Here is a 17,124-nt window from a genome sequence, read left to right as displayed (position 1 = left end):
AACAATCGCCGCTTGCTTGAGCCGATCGGCAGCATCCCACCGGCCGAGGCCGAAGCCAACTATTATTCCAAACACAAGCAACCCAACGAGTCCGCCATGTCGGCGTGACTCAAACCAAGGAGTCTCCGGGAAACGCGGGGCGGTTCAGTCGATCTCGATGCAGTGGCGCCAGGCGGCATAGCTCTCGGGGAGGTGGCGGGACATGGTGTCTTCCGGACGAGAAAACGAACGCGTAGGCGCGGGCCGCAGATGACCTCTCGTTTTTGCTGGATTAGTGTTACTTTATAACAATGATCCGCAGCTGCGCAGTCTTGCCTACCGTGTTCTGTTTGCTCCCGTCCCTGGTGTACCGTCCGGAATCGCTGCGAGTGCCGTGCTGCCGTTTGTCGTGGCGAGTCGATTGCCCGCCTCGTAAGGGGAGGGCATGTTGAAGCGCCGGCACCTGCTACATGGCGGAGCTGCCGCATTGATGCTTTCGCCTGCGCTGGGATCTGCGCAGGGGCTTGCAGTCTTACGGGCATGCAGCGTGCAGCAGGGCGAGCTGTTGCGCCTGCGGCTGGAGCTGAGTACGCAGCTTGCCTACCGCAGTTTCAGGTTGTCCGATCCCGAACGCCTGGTCATCGATCTGCCTGGCGTGTCGTCGCAGCCGCCGCGCATCGATCCAGTACCCGCCGGTACGGCGGTGGCCCGCATCCGCTGTGCGCCGCATCTCGATGGTCTGCGCGTGGTGTTTGATCTGCAGCAGACCTGTTTGGTCAACCCGCGCTGGGAAGGCAGTACGTTGGTGCTGGAGTGTGCTGCCAAGCTCGGTAGCGTGGCCTTGTCCGCGAGCGAGGCTGCCGCTGTGGCAGCGCCGATAGAGCCGGCCGAGCAGACCACGCCTGACCGATCGCGCCTGCATCCCTATGTGGTGGCGATCGACGCCGGCCACGGGGGGAAGGATCCCGGTGCGGTGAGCGCCGATGCACGCTACGAGAAGCATGTTGCGATGGCGATCGCTGCGCGTCTGCACCAGCGCCTGGCCGCCGATGTGCGCTACCGGCCGACCATGATCCGCAGCGACGACCGTTTCGTGCCCTTGCACGAGCGGGTGTTGATCGCCCATCGCCGCAATGCCGATCTGTTCGTGTCCATCCATGCCGACGCCGCGCCCAACGCACAGGCGCGCGGTGCATCGGTGTATGCGCTGTCGGCGAACGGCGCCAGTTCGGCCATGGCCCGTTGGCTGGCCGACAGCGAGAACGCTGCCGACGACATGGGCGACACCGCGCGCCGGCTGCGTGTTCCGGGCAATCCGGTGCTGTCGCAGGTGCTGGCCGACCTGTCGTTGAGCGGCACCATCACCAGCAGCGTGGCATTGGGCAAATTGATGCTCGGGCGTCTGCAACAGGTGACGCGGCTGCATCAGCCAGAGGTCGGGCAGGCAGGCTTCGCGGTGCTGAAATCGCCGGATATCCCGTCGCTGCTGGTGGAAACCGGCTTCATGAGCAATCGCGACGACTGCCAGCGCCTGTGTGGCGACAGCCATCAGGACGAGCTTGCGCAGGCATTGCACGCCGGCATCGACGACTACTTCGCACGCAACGCCAGGCACGTCACACGGTCCTAGCGTCCCTGGTCGCGCACGTCGTGCGATCGCCATTTTCCACCAACGAGTTTGCGATGTCCGCCACGCTCCCCGATGTTGCCGTCTCCGAACCGTCCACGTTGAGCGCGCCGTTGCGCTGGGTGGGCATGCACGATATCGCCATTCCCGTACGCCTGGATGACGCCGAGCCCGGCGCGACGGTGGGCGCGCGCGCCAGCGTGCAGGTGGATCTGCCGCGGGCAGACCTCAAGGGCATCCATATGTCGCGGCTGTATCGCCTGCTGGATCGGCATCTCGAGCAGCCGCTGTCGCCGGCGATGCTGTCGCAGTTGTTGCAGGCCTTGATCGACAGCCACGACGACTGCGGCAGCCGTGCGGCGCGGGTGTCGCTGGCTTTCGAGGTGATGCTGCGGGTGCCGGCGCTGTTGAGCGAAGGGCTGGCGGGCTGGCGCGCCTATCCGGTGCGTCTGGAGGCGCAATGCGTGGAGGGGCGTAGCCGTGTCCAATTGCAGGTCGATGTGCTCTACGCATCGACATGTCCCTGTTCGGCTGCGTTGTCGCGCCAGCTGCTGAGCGAAGCGTTCGTTCGGCAGCACGCCGGGCGCGATGTGCTTTCAGCCGAGGCGGTGGCGGCGTGGCTGCAGGTCAACGGTTCGTATGCCACGCCGCACAGCCAGCGCAGCATCGCGCAGGTGCGCGTCGACCTGATGGGCCGCATGCAGCGGCTGGAGATTCGCGACCTGGTGGGGGTGTGCGAGCAGGCGTTGGCCACGCCGGTGCAGGCGGCGGTACGACGCATCGACGAGCAGGCCTTTGCCCGCTTGAACGGCGCCAACCTGATGTACGTGGAGGACGCGGCACGGCGGCTGCGCCAGGCGCTCGCAGAGCGCTATACGGCTTTCCATGTGGCGGTGCGCCACCTGGAAAGTCTGCATGCCCACGACGCCGTCGCCGAGACCGGCTGCGATGTTGGGCAATCACCTGTGGCAATCGTCTGAGGAGGCGAGATGCAGTGCAAATTCCCCGGCCGCCCGCCCGCGCGGGCACGCAAGCGCATCGCCCCGCGTGCGGTTCTGCACAGCGGATGCCTCGGCGCGCACAGCGTCTTGTGCGTCTACGCAAAGGCGGCCCTGGCGTTGTTGTGGTTGGCATGATCCGATGGGGCGCATGCAGCGCCGCGCGCAGGCCTGCCGAGAGTGGTCATGGGGTGACGGGAGTCGTCAGGTCGGGCACGCCGGTACCAACCAGACACGACCATGTCGCCGTACGGCTGTGGGGCGAGGTTTCCGGGAGGAGACTGCCGGCAATGCGCGGCCGCGCATGACGCGTGCCATGTAACGCAAAAGCCCCGCAATGCGGGGCCTTGGCAGGATCTGCTGCGGAACGGATGGCGCTCCCTAGGGGACTCGAACCCCTGTTTTAGCCTTGAGAGGGCCACGTCCTAACCACTAGACGAAGGGAGCGTTTTGTCGCGTCTTGAGCAGCGCGCTAGTATAGTGGGGTAATAGCCGTTGGGCAATCCTGCAACACAAGACGGAAGCGCCATCATCGAACCCTCAGTTACATCCCCGTTCACGCTGCGCGTCATTCCGCGCGACCAGCACACCATCTCGCGCAAGGACATCAGCCCCAACGCGCTGCGCGTGCTCTATCGGCTGCGCGAATGCGGCTTCGGCGCCTATCTGGTCGGCGGCGCGGTGCGCGATCTGCTGGTCGGCGGCCACCCGAAGGATTTCGACGTGGCCACCAGCGCCACCCCGGAAGAGGTCAAGGCGCTGTTCCGCAATTGCCGCCTGATCGGGCGCCGTTTCCGTCTGGCGCATGTGGTGTTCGGGCGCGAGATCATCGAGGTGGCCACCTTCCGCGCCAACAGCGACGATGGCAGCGGCGACCGCGAGCTCGATAACGGCCGCCTGGTGCGCGACAACGTCTACGGCACCATCGAAGACGATGCGATCCGCCGCGATTTCACCTGCAACGCGCTGTATTACGCCATCGAAGATTTCTCGGTGCGCGATTACTGCGGCGGCTTCGAGGACGTGCAGGCGCGGCTGATGAAACTGATCGGCAACCCGGAGCTGCGCTACCAGGAAGATCCGGTACGCATGCTGCGTGCGGTGCGATTGGCGGCCAAGCTGGGCTTCGAGATCGAGGCCGGCACCGCCGAGCCTATCCCGCGCCTGGCCGGGCTGCTGTCCGAAGCCGCACCGGCGCGGCTGTTCGAGGAGATTCTCAAGCTGTTCCTGTCCGGGCACGGGGTGGCCAGTTTCGAGGGCCTGGAACGTTACGGCCTGCTTGGCGTGCTGTTCCCGGAGAGTGCGGCGGCGCTGCGCTCCAATCGCAGCGGTGCGTTACGCGCGATGGTGCTCGAAGGCCTGCGCAACACCGATGCGCGCGTGGCCAACGACGAGCCGGTGTCGCCGGCATTCCTGTTCGCACTGCTGCTGTGGCCTGCGTTCTGCCGCACGCTGATGGCGTTGCAGGCGCAGGGCGTGCAGCCGGAAGATGCACAGCGCCGTGCGGCCGACCGGGTCACCTTGCACCAGCTGGAGCGTGTGGCCCTGCCGCGCCGCTTTTCCTTGCCGATGCAGGAGATCTGGTTGCTGCAGACGCGCTTTTCCTCGCGTCAGCGCAAGCGCGTGTTCCGTACCTTGTCGCATCCGCGCTTCCGTGCCGCGTTCGATTTCCTGGCGCTGCGCCAGTTCGCATCGCCCGACCATGCGGCCGATGTCGCGTTCTGGCGCGAGGCGCAGCAGGCCTCGGGCCAGGAGCTGGTGCAGGCCATCGAATCGGCGCAGGCCGACCACGGCGACGAGGACGGCGCGCCCCGCAAGCGTCGCCGCCGTCGCCGCCGCACCGGCGCGCCTGCGGGCGAGTAGGGCATGCACTCCGCCTTTGTCGGCCTGGGTGCCAACCTGGGCCCGGCCGAGGCCAGCATCCGTGCGGCGATCGGCGCCCTGGGTGCGCTGCCGCAGTCCACCCTGGTGGCCGCCTCGCGTCTGTATCGCACGCCGGCCTGGGGCCGCGAAGACCAGCCCGATTTCATCAATGCGGTGGCCCAGCTGCGCACCGGGCTGGCGCCGCTGCAGCTGCTGGACGCCTTGCTCGGCATCGAGCAGGCGTTCGGGCGCGAGCGCCGTGCCGGCGAGCGCTGGGGCCCGCGCACGCTGGATCTGGACCTGCTGCTATACGCCGACCAGGTGCTGGATCTGCCGCGGCTGCAGGTGCCGCACCCCCATCTGCATGCGCGCGCCTTCGCGCTGCTGCCGCTGGCGGAGCTGGCGCCGGAGGCGATCATTCCGGGCCATGGAACGGTGCAGCACGCCCTTCGTGCCATCGATGCCTGCGGGCTGGAGCCGATTGGGTAGATAATGGCCGGCTTACAACCCCACGTAATGAGTTCATGAGCAGCCACAGCGACAGCAAGCCCTGGACCGTGCCCGCCCTGGCCGAGGCCAAGCGGGCGGGTCGAAAACTGGTCATGTTGACCGCCTACGATGCCGGCTTTGCGCGGACCTTCGATGCCAACGGCGTGGATCTGATCCTGGTGGGCGACTCGCTGGGCATGGTGGTGCAGGGGCACGACTCGACCTTGCCGGTGACCACGGCCGACATGGTCTACCACACCGCCGCGGTGGCGCGGGCGCTGCAGCAGGCCTTGCTGGTGGCCGATCTGTCCTTCCAGGCCGACGCCACTCCCGAGCGTGCGCTCGATGCGGCCACCCGGCTGCTGCAGGCCGGTGCGGAGATGGTCAAGATCGAAGGCGCCGGGCACAAGCTGGAGGTCATCCGCTACCTGGTCGAACGCGAGATCCCGGTGTGTTCGCACCTGGGGTTGACCCCGCAATCGGTGCTGCGCTTCGGCGGCTACAAGGTGCAGGGCCGTGGCGAAGCGGGCGAGCAATTGCGGCGCGACGCGCAGGCGGTGGTCGATGCCGGCGCCAGCCTGGTGGTGCTGGAATGCGTGCCGACGCCGATCGCTGCGCAGATCAGCGCCGAACTGCAGGTGCCGACCATCGGCATCGGCGCCGGCCCCGGCTGCGATGGCCAGGTGCTGGTGATGCACGACATGCTGGGCCTGGACAGCGGCCACCGCCGGCCGAAGTTCGTCAAGGATTTCCTGGCCGAGGGCGGCTCGGTGGCCGGCGCGGTGCGGGCCTATGCACAGGCCGTGCGCGACGGCAGTTTCCCCGATGCAGAACACGCGTACGCCGCATGATCCAGACCCTCACAGATCTGTCCGCCCTGCGCGCCCTGGTCACCGGCTGGAAGCGCGAGGGCCTGCGCGTGGCGCTGGTGCCGACCATGGGCAACCTGCATGCCGGCCATTATTCGCTGGTGATGCTGGCGCGCCAGTACGCCGACCGCGTGGTGTCCAGCGTGTTCGTCAATCCGACCCAGTTCGGGCCGAACGAAGATTTTGCGCGTTACCCGCGCACGCCCGAGGCCGACCTGCGCGGCCTGGAAGATGCCGGCTGCGACGCGCTGTGGCTGCCTGATGTGGACACCATGTATCCGCTGGGCACGGCGCTGGCCACGCCGATCCATGCGCCCGGTGTCAGCGATGTGCTGGAAGGCGTGTGCCGGCCCGGGCATTTCGACGGTGTCTGCACCGTGGTGGCGCGCCTTTTCAACCAGGTGCAGCCGGATGTGGCGGCGTTCGGAAAGAAGGATTACCAGCAGTTGGCAGTGATCCGGCAGATGGTGGCCGACCTGGCGTTTCCGATCGAGATCCTGGGCGGCAGCATCGTGCGCGAGGCCGACGGCCTGGCGATGAGCTCGCGCAACCAGTATCTGTCCGCCGCCGATCGCCCGGTCGCCGCGCAGATCCGCAAGGTGCTGTTGCAGATGCGCGACAGTGCCGCCGCCGGCACGCCGCGCGCCCAGGTCGAACAGGCCGCCACCGGTGCGCTCGAAGACGCCGGATTCCAGGTCGATTACGCGGTCGTGCGGCTGCCGGACCTGAGCGAGCCCGGCCAGGGCGGCGCCGGTGCGCGGGTGGCGCTGATCGCCGCGCGCCTGGGCAGCACGCGCCTGATCGACAACCTGGAATTCTAGACGGGGCCGCCGGCAGCGCTGGCCGATGGGCGGCGCGACGGCCGTTGGGCCAGCGCCGTCCTGAAGCCCTCACGACCGGCTGCGGTGCAGGCCGGTGGGTGCGGACGCTTTCCGCTAAAATGCCGGCTTTCCTTTCGTCGTTGCCTGCGTCCATGCACCTGTCCCTGCTCAAAGCCAAGATCCACCGCGCCACCGTCACCCACTCCGAGCTCAACTACGAGGGCTCGATCGCCATCGATGGCCTGCTGCTGGAAGCGACCGGCATCCGCGAATTCGAACAGGTCCACATCTGGGACGTCACCAACGGTGCGCGCTTCAGCACCTATGCCATTCGGGCCGAAGAAGGCAGTGGCATCATCTCGCTCAACGGCGGCGCTGCGCGCCATGTGCAGGTGGGCGATCTGATCATCGTGGCCGCGTTTGCCAGCATGAGCGAAGACGAAGCCAAGACCTTCAAGCCCAATCTGGTATATGTGGGTGCGAACAACGCGATCTCCCACACCAACCACAGCATTCCCACACAGGCCGCATGACACAGACCAACGGATTCGACGCGCTCCACGCCCACGCCCAGCGCCTGCGCGGCGCTGCCATCCCCGCATTGCTTGCCGCCGAGCCCCAGCGGCCCACGCAGTACGCCAGGCAAGTCGGTCCGTTGTATTTCAACTTCGCGCGGCAGAAGTACGATCGCGCCGCGCTCGATGCCCTGTTCGCCATTGCGCGCGAGCGCGATGTCGCAGGTGCGTTCCAGCGCTTGTTCCGTGGCGAGCAGGTCAATGTCACCGAACAGCGCGCTGCCTTGCACACCGCGTTGCGTGGCGACCTGACCGACGCGCCGGTGGCTTCGGAGGCCTACACCACTGCTGCAGAAGTGCGGCAGCGGATGGGTGCGCTGATCCAGCAACTCGAAGCCACCGACGTCACCGATATCGTCAGTGTCGGCATCGGTGGATCGGACCTGGGCCCGCGCCTGGTGGCCGATGCGTTGCGCCCGGTGTCCGGTGCGCGCTTCCGCGTGCATTTCGTTTCCAATGTCGATGGCGCGGCGATGCAGCGCACGCTGGCGACGCTGGACCCGGCGCGTACTGCCGGCATCCTGATCTCCAAGACCTTCGGCACCCAGGAAACCCTGCTCAACGGCAGCATCCTGCATGCCTGGCTGGGCGGCAGCGAGCGCCTGTACGCCGTGAGCGCCAACCCCGAGCGCGCCGCCAAGGCCTTCGACATCGTTCCCAGCCGCGTGCTGCCGATGTGGGACTGGGTTGGCGGACGGTATTCGTTGTGGTCGGCAGTGGGCTTCCCGATCGCGCTGGCGATCGGCTTCGAACGTTTCGAGCAACTGCTCGAAGGCGCCGCGCAGTTCGATGCGCATGCGCTCGACACGCCGCTGGAAGAAAACGTCGCAGTTCTGCACGGCTTGACTGCGGTGTGGAACCGCAACCTGCTGGGCAGCGCCACCCACGCGGTGATGACCTACGACCAGCGTCTGGCCCTGCTGCCGGCATATCTGCAGCAGCTGGTGATGGAGAGCCTGGGCAAGCGTGTCAAGCTCGACGGCTCGGCGGTGGACAGCGACACCGTGTCGGTGTGGTGGGGCGGTGCGGGCACCGATGTGCAGCACAGCTTCTTCCAGGCGCTGCACCAGGGCACCAGCGTGGTGCCGGCCGATTTCATCGGCACCGTGCACAACGACGACCCGTATGCGGAGAACCATCTTGCGCTGATGGCCAATGTGCTGGCGCAGACCGAGGCACTGGCCAACGGCCAGGACAGCAGCGATCCGCACCGGAGTTATCCCGGTGGGCGTCCGAGTACGGTGATCCTGCTCGATGCGCTCACCCCGCAGGCGCTGGGCGCGCTGATCTCGATGTACGAACACAGCGTATACGTGCAGTCGGTGATGTGGGGCATCAACGCGTTCGACCAGTTCGGCGTCGAGCTGGGCAAGCAGCTGGCCAGCCAGTTGCTGCCGGCGCTCAAGGGCGAGGCGGCCGACGTGGCCGACCCGGTCACCCGTGAGCTGCTGGGCAAGCTGCGCGGCTGAGCCTGTCGCGCATCGCTGGTGTCAGACGACGGGGCCCCGCGGGCCCCGTTTCGTTTTTCTGGAGCTCCTGCCTGGCAATAAATTTGGACTAAATGGCCAAATTTCCCAAAATGGGACGTTGGGAGTAGGCTGAGGCAACCACCGCGCGCAGGACCGCCCATGTCTCGCCTCCAGGATCTGCCCAAGCTCGAAAAATCCCCCGCCGCCGACATCAAGGTGAAGGGCTGGCCCAGCCTGATGCGCAAGGTGCGCTCGCATGGCGCGGTGGTCATCACCAACCACAATCACCCCGAGGCGGTGGTGGTGGACGCGGAGGAGTATCGCCGGCTGGTCAACCAGGCAAATGCAGCGACGGCCGCCTCGACGCGCGCGCAGTCGCTGCAGGCATTGCAGACCAGGTTCGATGCGCATCTTGCGGCAGTGACCAATGGCGCAGGTCTGGCCAAGGCGATCGGCAAGCCGGCACGCCGGGGCAGCAAGATCGACCTGGGGCCGTCGCTCTAAATCGTGGGGAACATTCTGGTGCTGGCCGGCGTCAACGGCGCCGGCAAGAGTTCGCTGTTGGGCAGCCTGCTGCGGGAAGACGGCGCCACCTGGTTCAACCCGGATGCGTTCACCAGAGCGCTGGTGGAGCAGGGCTGGATACTGGACGATGCCAATGCGCAGGCCTGGCAGGAGGGCGTACGACGGCTGCGCCAGGCAATGGCCGATGGCAGCGATTACGCCTTTGAAACCACGTTGGGCGCGAATACCATCCCGCGCTTGCTGCGCGAGGCCTGTGCGCAGCACACGGTGGCGGTCTGGTTCTGCGGCCTGTCCAGCGTCGAGCTGCATATCGCACGTGTGGCGGCGCGCGTGGCCGCCGGCGGGCATGCCATCCCCGAGCACAAGATCCGCGAACGTTACGATGCCTCGCGCGCCAACCTGATCGCGTTGTTGCCGCACCTGTCGGTGCTGCATGTCTACGACAACAGCGCACCGGCCGATGCCGCAGGGCAGGTTGCGCCGTTGCTTGTGCTGGAAGCAGATCGCAGCGGCCTGCAATATCCACAAACCCCGGAAGAATTGGCACAGGTGCCCGATTGGGCCAAGCCCATCGTGATGGCAGCACTGGAAACGCGCGGCATGCCTTGAAGCCCATCCGGTCCTGCAAGCGGTGAGGGCGCCACGCACCGGACTCACTCAGCTTCTGGCTGTACCCAGACACTGCGACGACTCAAATCCCTGGCTGTTTTTGCATCCTGTGTCTGGATGGATTGGACGTTTCGGATAGATCAAATGCTGAGCGCATGATTTGCAGCATGGCTGCAAGGCCCAGTCGAGATGGTCGCTGTGCATGCTTCTCAATAAAACAGCCAGCAAACTCTCTGGTGCGGTGTCCTCGCCGATTGCGGGACCCTTGGCGGCATGGATGCCGCCACGGAGCCTCCAGGGAAGGATTTACGGCGTGTCCCGCGAGCGGTGAGGGCACCGCGCCCTCGACCGACTCAGCGTTTGACATGGGCATGCCGCTCGCAGCGCTTTGCCAGCACGCGAGCGGCGACACCACGCGCTTACGCCTTACCCAACTGCACCGCCACCGGGTCGCCGGTGAGGTAGCCCACCGCTGCGCCGAAACGGTTCTTGTAATTGGCGCGCACCAGTGGATCCAGCGTGGCCTTGACGGTGTCGTGCAGCGGGCTCTCCCAGTCGCCGGGATGCTGGAAATTGCTCATGACATAGGTCCAGCCGTGGATCTGGTCCACCGCGTGCAGACCGGTGGATTCGGCGCCGGCCGGCACCGATAGCAGGCGCGTCAGGCTGCCGGTGTCCACGTTGTAGGCCCACAGGAAATTGTTGACGTGCAGGCTGCTGTCTTCGCCGATGAACAGGGTCCGCAGCGATTCGGAGAATTTCAGGTTGTCGGGATTGGCCAGGCGCTCCGGGTCGGCCAGGTTGCCCAATGCATCGGGCTGGGCCAGATCGTGGCCGGTGAGGGCGGCCGGTGCGGCCATGTCGATCGGCACCCACTCGCTGTGGATCGGCGCGCCGCTGCTGTCGCGGCGTCCGCCGCGCAGGTTCAAGGCGTACACCGCGCCAGCATCCGGGCCTTCCACCTTCACGTCGCCGGAGCCATTACGCATGCTGGTGACGATGTAGGACATGGCCATGTAGGCAACCTTGTCCCTGGCATTGACGGTGGTGCCTTCGAGCTTGGTGAAGCCCAGGCTGCCGCCGGCCAGCGCGGCGTAGCGGTGGGTTTCCAGATAGGTGGCGGCCTTTTCCATGCCGGGCTTGATGCGGATCCAGTTGAAGGTGCCGTTGAACGGGATCCTGGTGAACGAGGCATCGCCCGGGTCGCTCAGATGCACGTCCAGGATGTCGGCGGCAGTGAGGCCATCGGCCAGCGCTTCGATCTCGGCGCTGGTGGCGTGGCCCAGCTTGATCCAGCTCAGCGTGGCCGCGCCCGGGCCGACGCCGGAGGTCTGGTGCCACTTGCCGACATAGAGCGTACCGGCGGAAAGGTCGGCCTTGCGGTCGGCGATGAACATGAAAAGCCCGCCATTGGTGGCGTCGTCGCCCATCAGCACGGTGCGTTGGTCGGGCATCACCTGCACCAGCTCATGCGAGATGCGGCCCAGGCAATAGTGCTTGCGCACGCTGCCGGTGCCGTCCGGATGCACGGTGATTTCCGGCAGGTGGCCGTAGTGATACGGGTTGGCCTTGTCCGGGTCGCCATAGAGGTGCGTGCTGTAGCTGCGGAACTGGGTGTTGCCCGCCAGCGCGGTCGCGTCGGGCTCGTATTCTTCGCTGGACAGATGGGTATTCCACGGCGACAGGCTGGCGCCGCAGGTGGTCCACAGCCCGTGCACCGGCGCGGTATCGACGTTGTGGTACTTCACCAGCGACAGCTTGCCGGTGGCTGGGTGCTGATCGAGGGTGAGGACGGCGATGGGCGCGGGAAGGTGGCGATTGGTGTCGTTGCCGGCCTGATCGCGGGTGGTGTATTCGAACTGCACCACGGCGAAGACGTGGTTGCCCTTGACCCCCGGAACCCTCGCATCGCGCAGGGTCAGCAGCGAGGAGCCGTCCGGGCAATCGGAGAAGAATGGGCGTTCGGCACCGGGCCTGGAGCGGTCGATGATGGGGCGGTGGTGGATGTCGTAGTAGCCGCCGGCCAACACGGTACCGCCGTTGCCGTCCGGCACCTGATCGCCGGTGACGAAGAAGGGCTGATAGGCCAGCGTGTAGCGCTGGGTGCTGCCGTCGCTGCGGGCCACGCTCAACGACGAGCCCACCGTGGTGGTGGCCATGGCGGCGGGGTTGGCCAGGCTGGGGGCGGGCATGCCATGGAAGGTGGCCGAGACCAGCGGGGCCGGTGTTTGCGAAGGCCGCAACGAACGGGCCGCCAGCGCGGTATTACCCGGTTGGTTGAACGCGGCGGCACTGGCACTGCCGAGCGGCAACAGCGGAGCGGCCGCCAGCAGTTGCATCAGACGGCGACGTGAGGGGTTGTGGGAGGCGGACATCGAAACTCCAGGCAAAGGCAACGACCGCCGGCGGCGACGGCGCAGCGGCAAGCCGGTCACGCTAGGTCGGGCGTATGACAGTGGTTTGACGGCGAGCTCACCTGTTGAGCCGCGGTCGGGTTGTAGCTGCCGAAGCGAACACTGCCAGCGAGTCACGCAGTACAGGCCGCTGCGCAGTCGCTGGCCCAGGGAGTGGTGCGGTGCAGCAAATGACGATCGGTGGCGATGCCAGCTCGGACAGCCGATTCAGCCTATTTGCGTGGTTTGGCGCCGCCTGCCGGTATTCCAAGCATATAGCCCGGGCCAATAAGTTGGCCGTCGTTTGGCATATAAGCGCGCGTTGTTGACAGGGTAGGGGAATCACGCAAGCGTACGCCGCCTAATGGCCTGCGGCGTCACGCATCGCCGTGGGGAGAACCACCTGGAGACCTGGATCTTGGACAAGCTGCTTCGTCGTACCGCCGCGCCCGTCGCGCGCCGCGCCCTCTCTCTGGCCACCGCCGCTGCGGTGCTGATGCTGGCCGCCTGCCAGGGCAAGGACACCGCTGCCGAGGCGAGCAAGACAGCGCCGGCGGCTACGCCCACTGAAGCCTCCACCGCCATCCATCCGGATCAGTGGCCATCGCCGAAGTGGCCGTTCGCGCAGGATGCGGCGCTGGAGCAGCGCATCAGCGACGTGATGGCCAAGATGAGCGTGGAGGAGAAGGTCGCCCAGACCGTGCAGGGCGACATCGCCAGCATGACCCCGGACGATGTGCGCAAGTACCGCATCGGCTCGGTGCTGGCCGGTGGCAATTCCGACCCGGGTGGCAAGTACAACGCCAGCCCGGCCGAGTGGCTGAAGCTGGCCGACGCCTTCTACGAAGCCTCGATGGATACCTCCAAGGGCGGCAACGCGATCCCGATCATCTTCGGCATCGATGCGGTGCACGGCCAGAGCAATATCGTCGGCGCCACGCTGTTCCCGCACAACATCGGCCTGGGCGCCACGCGCAATCCGGAGCTGATCAAGAAGATCGGCGAGGTCACCGCTGCCGAAACCCGCGTCACCGGCATGGAATGGACCTTCGCGCCCACCGTTGCGGTGCCGCAGGACGATCGCTGGGGCCGCAGCTATGAAGGCTATTCCGAATCGCCGGACGTGGTGGCGAGCTTCGCCGGCAAGATGGTCGAAGGCGTGCAGGGCACGCCGGGCACGCCGCAGTTCCTGGACGGCAGCCATGTGATCTCGTCGGTGAAGCACTTCGTCGGCGACGGCGGCACCACCGACGGCAAGGACCAGGGCGACACCAAGGTGTCCGAAGCCACCATGCGCGACATCCACGCCGCAGGCTACCCGCCGGCCATTGCCGCCGGTGCGCAGAGCGTCATGGCGTCCTTCAACAGCTTCAACGGCGAGAAGATGCACGGCCACAAGGTCATGCTGACCGACGTGCTCAAGGGCCGCATGAACTTCGGCGGCTTCGTGGTCGGCGACTGGAACGGTCATGGCCAGGTCAAGGGCTGCAGCAACGACAACTGCCCGGCCTCGTTCATTGCCGGCGTGGACATGGCGATGGCCGCCGACAGCTGGAAGGGCATCTACGAAACCGAACTGGCAGCGGTGAAGTCCGGCCAGATCAGCATGGAGCGTCTGGACGATGCGGTGCGCCGCATCCTGCGCGTCAAGATGCGTCTGGGCCTGTTCGAGGCCGGCAAGCCGTCCAAGCGCCCGCTCGGCGGCAAGTACGAATTGCTGGGCGCGCCCGAGCATCGCGCCATCGCCCGCCAGGCGGTGCGCGAGTCGCTGGTGCTGCTGAAGAACCAGGCCGGCATCCTGCCGCTGGATCCGAAAAAGCGCGTGCTGGTGCTGGGCGATGGCGCCAACGACATGGGCAAGCAGTCCGGCGGCTGGACGCTGAACTGGCAGGGCACCGGCACCAAGCGCAGCGACTATCCGAACGGCAACACCATCTGGGAAGGCCTGGACAAGCAGATCAAGGCTGCCGGCGGTAGCGCCGAGCTGGCCGTGGATGGCGCCTACAAGACCAAGCCCGACGTGGCGGTGGTGGTGTTCGGCGAGAACCCGTATGCCGAGTTCCAGGGCGACATCGCCACCCTGCTGTACAAGCCGGGCGACGACAGCGAGCTGACCCTGATCAAGAAGCTCAAGGCCGAGGGCATTCCGGTGGTGGCGGTGTTCCTGAGCGGGCGTCCGCTGTGGACCAACCAGTACATCAACGCCGCCGATGCGTTCGTGGCCGCCTGGTTGCCCGGTTCCGAGGGCGAGGGCATCGCCGATGTGCTGCTGCGCAAGGCCGACGGCGGCGTGCAGAACGACTTCAAGGGCAAGCTGAGTTTCTCCTGGCCCAAGACCGCGGTGCAGTTCGCCAACAACGTGGGGCAGAAGGATTACGACCCGCAGTTCAAGTTCGGCTACGGCCTGACCTACGCCGACAAGGGCGATCTGGCCGCGCTTCCGGAAGAATCCGGTGTTTCCGGTGAGCAGTCGGTGGGCGGGGTGTACTTCGTGCGCGGCAAGCCCGCGCTGGGCATCGCCATGCAGCTGTCCAACGCCGGCCAGGCCAACATGCCGGCGACCACGCTGCCGGTGGGCCTGTCAGACGGCAGCCTGAAGATGAGCGCGGTCGATCACAAGGCGCAGGAAGATGCGCGGCGCCTGGTGTGGTCCGGTGCCAAACCTGCAAGCGTACTGCTGGTGTCCGGCAAGCCGGTGGACGTCTCGCGCGAAAGCAATGGCGATGTGCAGCTGCAGCTGACCCTGCGCCGCGACAGCGCAGTGACGGCGCCGGTGTGGTTGGGCGTGGGCTGCGGCGACAAGTGCGGCGGCCGGGTGGATGCGCAGAAGACCCTGGCCGCGCTGCCGCAAGGCCAGTGGAAAGTGGTCGGCATTCCGCTCAAGTGTTTTGCGGTGGCCGGTGCCGATGTGACCAAGCTGACCCAGGTGGCCAGCATCGAAAGCGGCGCTGCGCTGGAGATCGCGGTATCGAAGGTCGCGCTGGGCGCGCTCAACGAAGCCGAAGTCACCGTGGATTGCCCGGTAAAGTGAATCGCAGGCCCGCAGGTATGCCTGCGGGTGGTGCGTCGATGCAATGAAACAGGGCGTGTCGCCGCCATCGGCGGCGCGTCACAACAGCGGCCACCGATCGCGGTGGTGTCATCAGCCGCCGCGGGGGCGGCGTCTTCGATCGGCCGGGATGGCCAGCAGCCGCGGTTCGCCGCGCTGCCGTCGTGCACGGGGTGCGCAGCGGCGGCAGTGGGCAGTCCTGCCTGATCGTTGGCGCTCTTCCCCAAAGCCAGACAGGAGAGTGCAGTGGGTTTGGCGACGTTGGATATCGTGATCGTGCTGGTCTATCTGACCGGCATCTTCGTGCTCGCGCAATTGGTTTCGCGCGAGAAGGCCGGCCACAGCAAGAGCGCCGAGGATTACTTCCTGGCCAGCAAGTCGTTGCCGTGGTGGGCAATCGGCGCCTCGCTGATTGCCGCGAACATTTCCGCCGAGCAGATCATCGGCATGGCCGGCTCCGGTTATGCGATCGGGCTGGCGATCGCCTCCTACGAATGGATGGCGGCGCTGACGCTGCTGATCGTCGGCAAGTTCTTCCTGCCGATCTTCCTGCGCAACGGCATCTACACCATGCCGCAGTTCCTGGAACAGCGCTACGGCAAGTGGATCCGCACGCTGATGGCGGTGTTCTGGCTGCTGCTGTACGTGTTCGTCAATCTCACCTCGATCCTGTGGCTGGGATCGATCGCGGTCAGCCAGGTCACCGGCATGGATCAGACCCTGGCGCTGGCACTGATCGGCGTGTTCGCGCTGGTCTATCAGCTGTACGGTGGGCTGAAGGCGGTGGCGCTGACCGACATCGTGCAGGTCACGCTGCTGGTGCTGGGCGGGCTGCTGGTGGCCGGGCTGACGCTGTCGCGCATCGGCGACGGTGCCGGCGTGCTGGCCGGCTTCCAGCATCTGTGGACTGCGCATCCCGAGCACTTCCACATGATCCTGAGCAAGGACAACCCGTTCTACAAGGATCTGCCGGGCCTGAGCGTGCTGCTGGGTGGGCTGTGGATCATGAACATCAGCTACTGGGGCTTCAACCAGTACATCATCCAGCGCGCGCTGGCGGCAAAGAACATCGGCGAGGCGCAGAAGGGCATGGTGTTCGCCGCGTTCCTGAAGCTGCTGATGCCGCTGGTGATCGTGGTGCCCGGCATTGCCGCAGTGGTGCTGGCGCCGGATCTGGCCAAGCCCGATCAGGCCTATCCGACCATGATGCAGTTGCTGCCCACCGGCATCCTGGGCCTGGTGTTCGCCGCGCTGGTGGCGGCGATCGTGGCCTCGCTGGCCTCCAAGATCAATTCGGTGGCGACCATCTTCACCCTGGATTTCTACGCCAAGTTCCGCCCGCACACCGAGCAGAAGACGCTGGTGCGCGTGGGCCGCATCGTGGCCGCACTGTCGGTACTGATCGGCATCCTGACCGCACGCCCGCTGCTGGGCAACTTCGACCAGGGCTTCCAGTTCATCCAGGAATTCACCGGTTTCTTCACTCCAGGCGTGGTGGTGATCTTCATGCTGGGCCTGTTCTGGAAGCGCGCCAACGAAGCCGGTGCGTTGACGGCGGCGATCGGCTCGGTGGTGTTGTCGTTCGCGCTGAAGTTCGCCTGGCCGGAACTGCCGTTCATGGACCGCATCGGCGTGGTGTTCCTGGCCGCACTGGTGCTGGCGGTGGTGGTCTCGCTGCTGACTCCGGCCACGCAGGCGCGCGATCTGATCCGCACCGACGATGTGGCCTATGGCACCACGCTGGGCTTCAAGGTCGGCGCCGCCGGGGTGATCGCGATCCTGATCGTGCTGTACACGGTGTTCTGGTAAGCCAGGCAGATATCGGGAGTGGCTGACGCAAGGCATGTCAGTCGCTCCG

General features: G+C 66.3%; 13 protein-coding genes and 1 tRNA gene. 12 read left to right on the top strand and 2 right to left on the bottom strand.

The window, feature by feature from the left end; all coding sequences use genetic code 11:
- Positions 1-469: 469 nt before the first annotated feature.
- Together LL964_RS07225 and folE2 are read left to right on the top strand one after the other, a co-directional pair.
- Complete coding sequence (locus tag LL964_RS07225; protein ID WP_208621401.1) at positions 470-1,609, top strand: N-acetylmuramoyl-L-alanine amidase; 1,140 nt, start codon at positions 470-472, stop codon at positions 1,607-1,609.
- A gap of 53 nt (positions 1,610-1,662) precedes the next feature.
- Positions 1,663-2,586 carry a GTP cyclohydrolase FolE2 gene (gene folE2, locus LL964_RS07220; RefSeq protein WP_104586435.1) on the top strand — a complete coding sequence of 308 codons (924 nt, stop codon included), beginning with the start codon at positions 1,663-1,665 and terminating at the stop codon, positions 2,584-2,586.
- A gap of 390 nt (positions 2,587-2,976) precedes the next feature.
- On the opposite strand, the gene LL964_RS07215 is transcribed toward folE2, so the two are convergent.
- A tRNA-Glu gene (locus LL964_RS07215) sits at positions 2,977-3,051 on the bottom strand.
- A gap of 48 nt (positions 3,052-3,099) precedes the next feature.
- Here LL964_RS07215 and pcnB point away from each other — a divergent pair.
- The 8 genes from pcnB (at position 3,100) to LL964_RS07175 (ending at position 9,824) form a co-directional block, all read left to right on the top strand.
- Entirely contained in the window at positions 3,100-4,467 is a 1,368-nt protein-coding gene (gene pcnB / locus LL964_RS07210; RefSeq protein ID WP_104586433.1) for a polynucleotide adenylyltransferase PcnB, read from the top strand.
- A 3-nt stretch (positions 4,468-4,470) separates the two neighbouring features.
- A complete protein-coding gene (gene folK / locus LL964_RS07205) occupies positions 4,471-4,956 on the top strand; it encodes a 2-amino-4-hydroxy-6-hydroxymethyldihydropteridine diphosphokinase (RefSeq protein ID WP_104586432.1) in 486 nt (161 codons plus the stop codon).
- 35 nt (positions 4,957-4,991) lie between these two features.
- Positions 4,992-5,807 (top strand): 3-methyl-2-oxobutanoate hydroxymethyltransferase, encoded by an 816-nt coding sequence (gene panB / locus LL964_RS07200; RefSeq protein ID WP_104586431.1) that lies wholly within the window; start codon positions 4,992-4,994, stop codon positions 5,805-5,807.
- Positions 5,804-6,646 (top strand): pantoate--beta-alanine ligase, encoded by an 843-nt coding sequence (gene panC / locus LL964_RS07195; RefSeq protein ID WP_104586429.1) that lies wholly within the window; start codon positions 5,804-5,806, stop codon positions 6,644-6,646. Before panB ends, panC begins: the two co-directional genes overlap by 4 nt.
- A gap of 152 nt (positions 6,647-6,798) precedes the next feature.
- The gene (gene panD, locus LL964_RS07190; RefSeq protein WP_104540474.1) at positions 6,799-7,179 is read left to right on the top strand and encodes an aspartate 1-decarboxylase; all 381 of its coding nucleotides are present in this window, start codon (positions 6,799-6,801) and stop codon (positions 7,177-7,179) included.
- A complete protein-coding gene (pgi, locus tag LL964_RS07185; RefSeq protein ID WP_104586428.1) occupies positions 7,176-8,690 on the top strand; it encodes a glucose-6-phosphate isomerase in 1,515 nt (504 codons plus the stop codon). Before panD ends, pgi begins: the two co-directional genes overlap by 4 nt.
- Positions 8,691-8,849: 159 nt before the next feature.
- Positions 8,850-9,194, top strand: a complete 345-nt coding sequence (locus LL964_RS07180) for a type II toxin-antitoxin system prevent-host-death family antitoxin (RefSeq protein WP_104586426.1) — start codon at positions 8,850-8,852, stop codon at positions 9,192-9,194.
- Between the two features lie 3 nt (positions 9,195-9,197).
- Positions 9,198-9,824, top strand: coding sequence for an ATPase (locus LL964_RS07175; protein ID WP_146092330.1), 627 nt, complete (start codon positions 9,198-9,200; stop codon positions 9,822-9,824).
- A gap of 419 nt (positions 9,825-10,243) precedes the next feature.
- Here the strand turns inward: LL964_RS07175 and LL964_RS07170 are convergent, their stop codons facing one another.
- Positions 10,244-12,199 (bottom strand): PhoX family protein, encoded by a 1,956-nt coding sequence (locus LL964_RS07170; protein WP_104586425.1) that lies wholly within the window; start codon positions 12,197-12,199, stop codon positions 10,244-10,246.
- 436 nt (positions 12,200-12,635) lie between these two features.
- Here LL964_RS07170 and LL964_RS07165 point away from each other — a divergent pair, with 436 nt between their 5' ends.
- Both LL964_RS07165 and LL964_RS07160 read left to right on the top strand, forming a co-directional pair.
- Positions 12,636-15,248 carry a glycoside hydrolase family 3 protein gene (locus LL964_RS07165; protein WP_104586495.1) on the top strand — a complete coding sequence of 871 codons (2,613 nt, stop codon included), beginning with the start codon at positions 12,636-12,638 and terminating at the stop codon, positions 15,246-15,248.
- Positions 15,249-15,512: 264 nt separating this feature from the next.
- Entirely contained in the window at positions 15,513-17,075 is a 1,563-nt protein-coding gene (locus LL964_RS07160) for a sodium/sugar symporter (protein ID WP_104586423.1), read from the top strand.
- Positions 17,076-17,124: the final 49 nt, after the last annotated feature.

The organism is Xanthomonas melonis (genome assembly GCF_020783655.1).
Taxonomy (GTDB): domain Bacteria; phylum Pseudomonadota; class Gammaproteobacteria; order Xanthomonadales; family Xanthomonadaceae; genus Xanthomonas; species Xanthomonas melonis.
Note: the sequence above shows the minus strand (reverse complement) of the source record. Positions and strands in the feature narration are given on the sequence as shown.

Coding starts and splice junctions, on each gene's coding strand:
- folK (WP_104586432.1), top strand. CDS start 4,471: ATGCACTCCGCCTTTGTCGGCCTGGGTGCCAACCTGGGCCCGGCCGAG.
- panC (WP_104586429.1), top strand. CDS start 5,804: ATGATCCAGACCCTCACAGATCTGTCCGCCCTGCGCGCCCTGGTCACC.
- panB (WP_104586431.1), top strand. CDS start 4,992: ATGAGCAGCCACAGCGACAGCAAGCCCTGGACCGTGCCCGCCCTGGCC.
- LL964_RS07180 (WP_104586426.1), top strand. CDS start 8,850: ATGTCTCGCCTCCAGGATCTGCCCAAGCTCGAAAAATCCCCCGCCGCC.
- folE2 (WP_104586435.1), top strand. CDS start 1,663: ATGTCCGCCACGCTCCCCGATGTTGCCGTCTCCGAACCGTCCACGTTG.
- panD (WP_104540474.1), top strand. CDS start 6,799: ATGCACCTGTCCCTGCTCAAAGCCAAGATCCACCGCGCCACCGTCACC.
- pgi (WP_104586428.1), top strand. CDS start 7,176: ATGACACAGACCAACGGATTCGACGCGCTCCACGCCCACGCCCAGCGC.
- LL964_RS07225 (WP_208621401.1), top strand. CDS start 470: ATGCTTTCGCCTGCGCTGGGATCTGCGCAGGGGCTTGCAGTCTTACGG.
- LL964_RS07170 (WP_104586425.1), bottom strand. CDS start 12,199: ATGTCCGCCTCCCACAACCCCTCACGTCGCCGTCTGATGCAACTGCTG.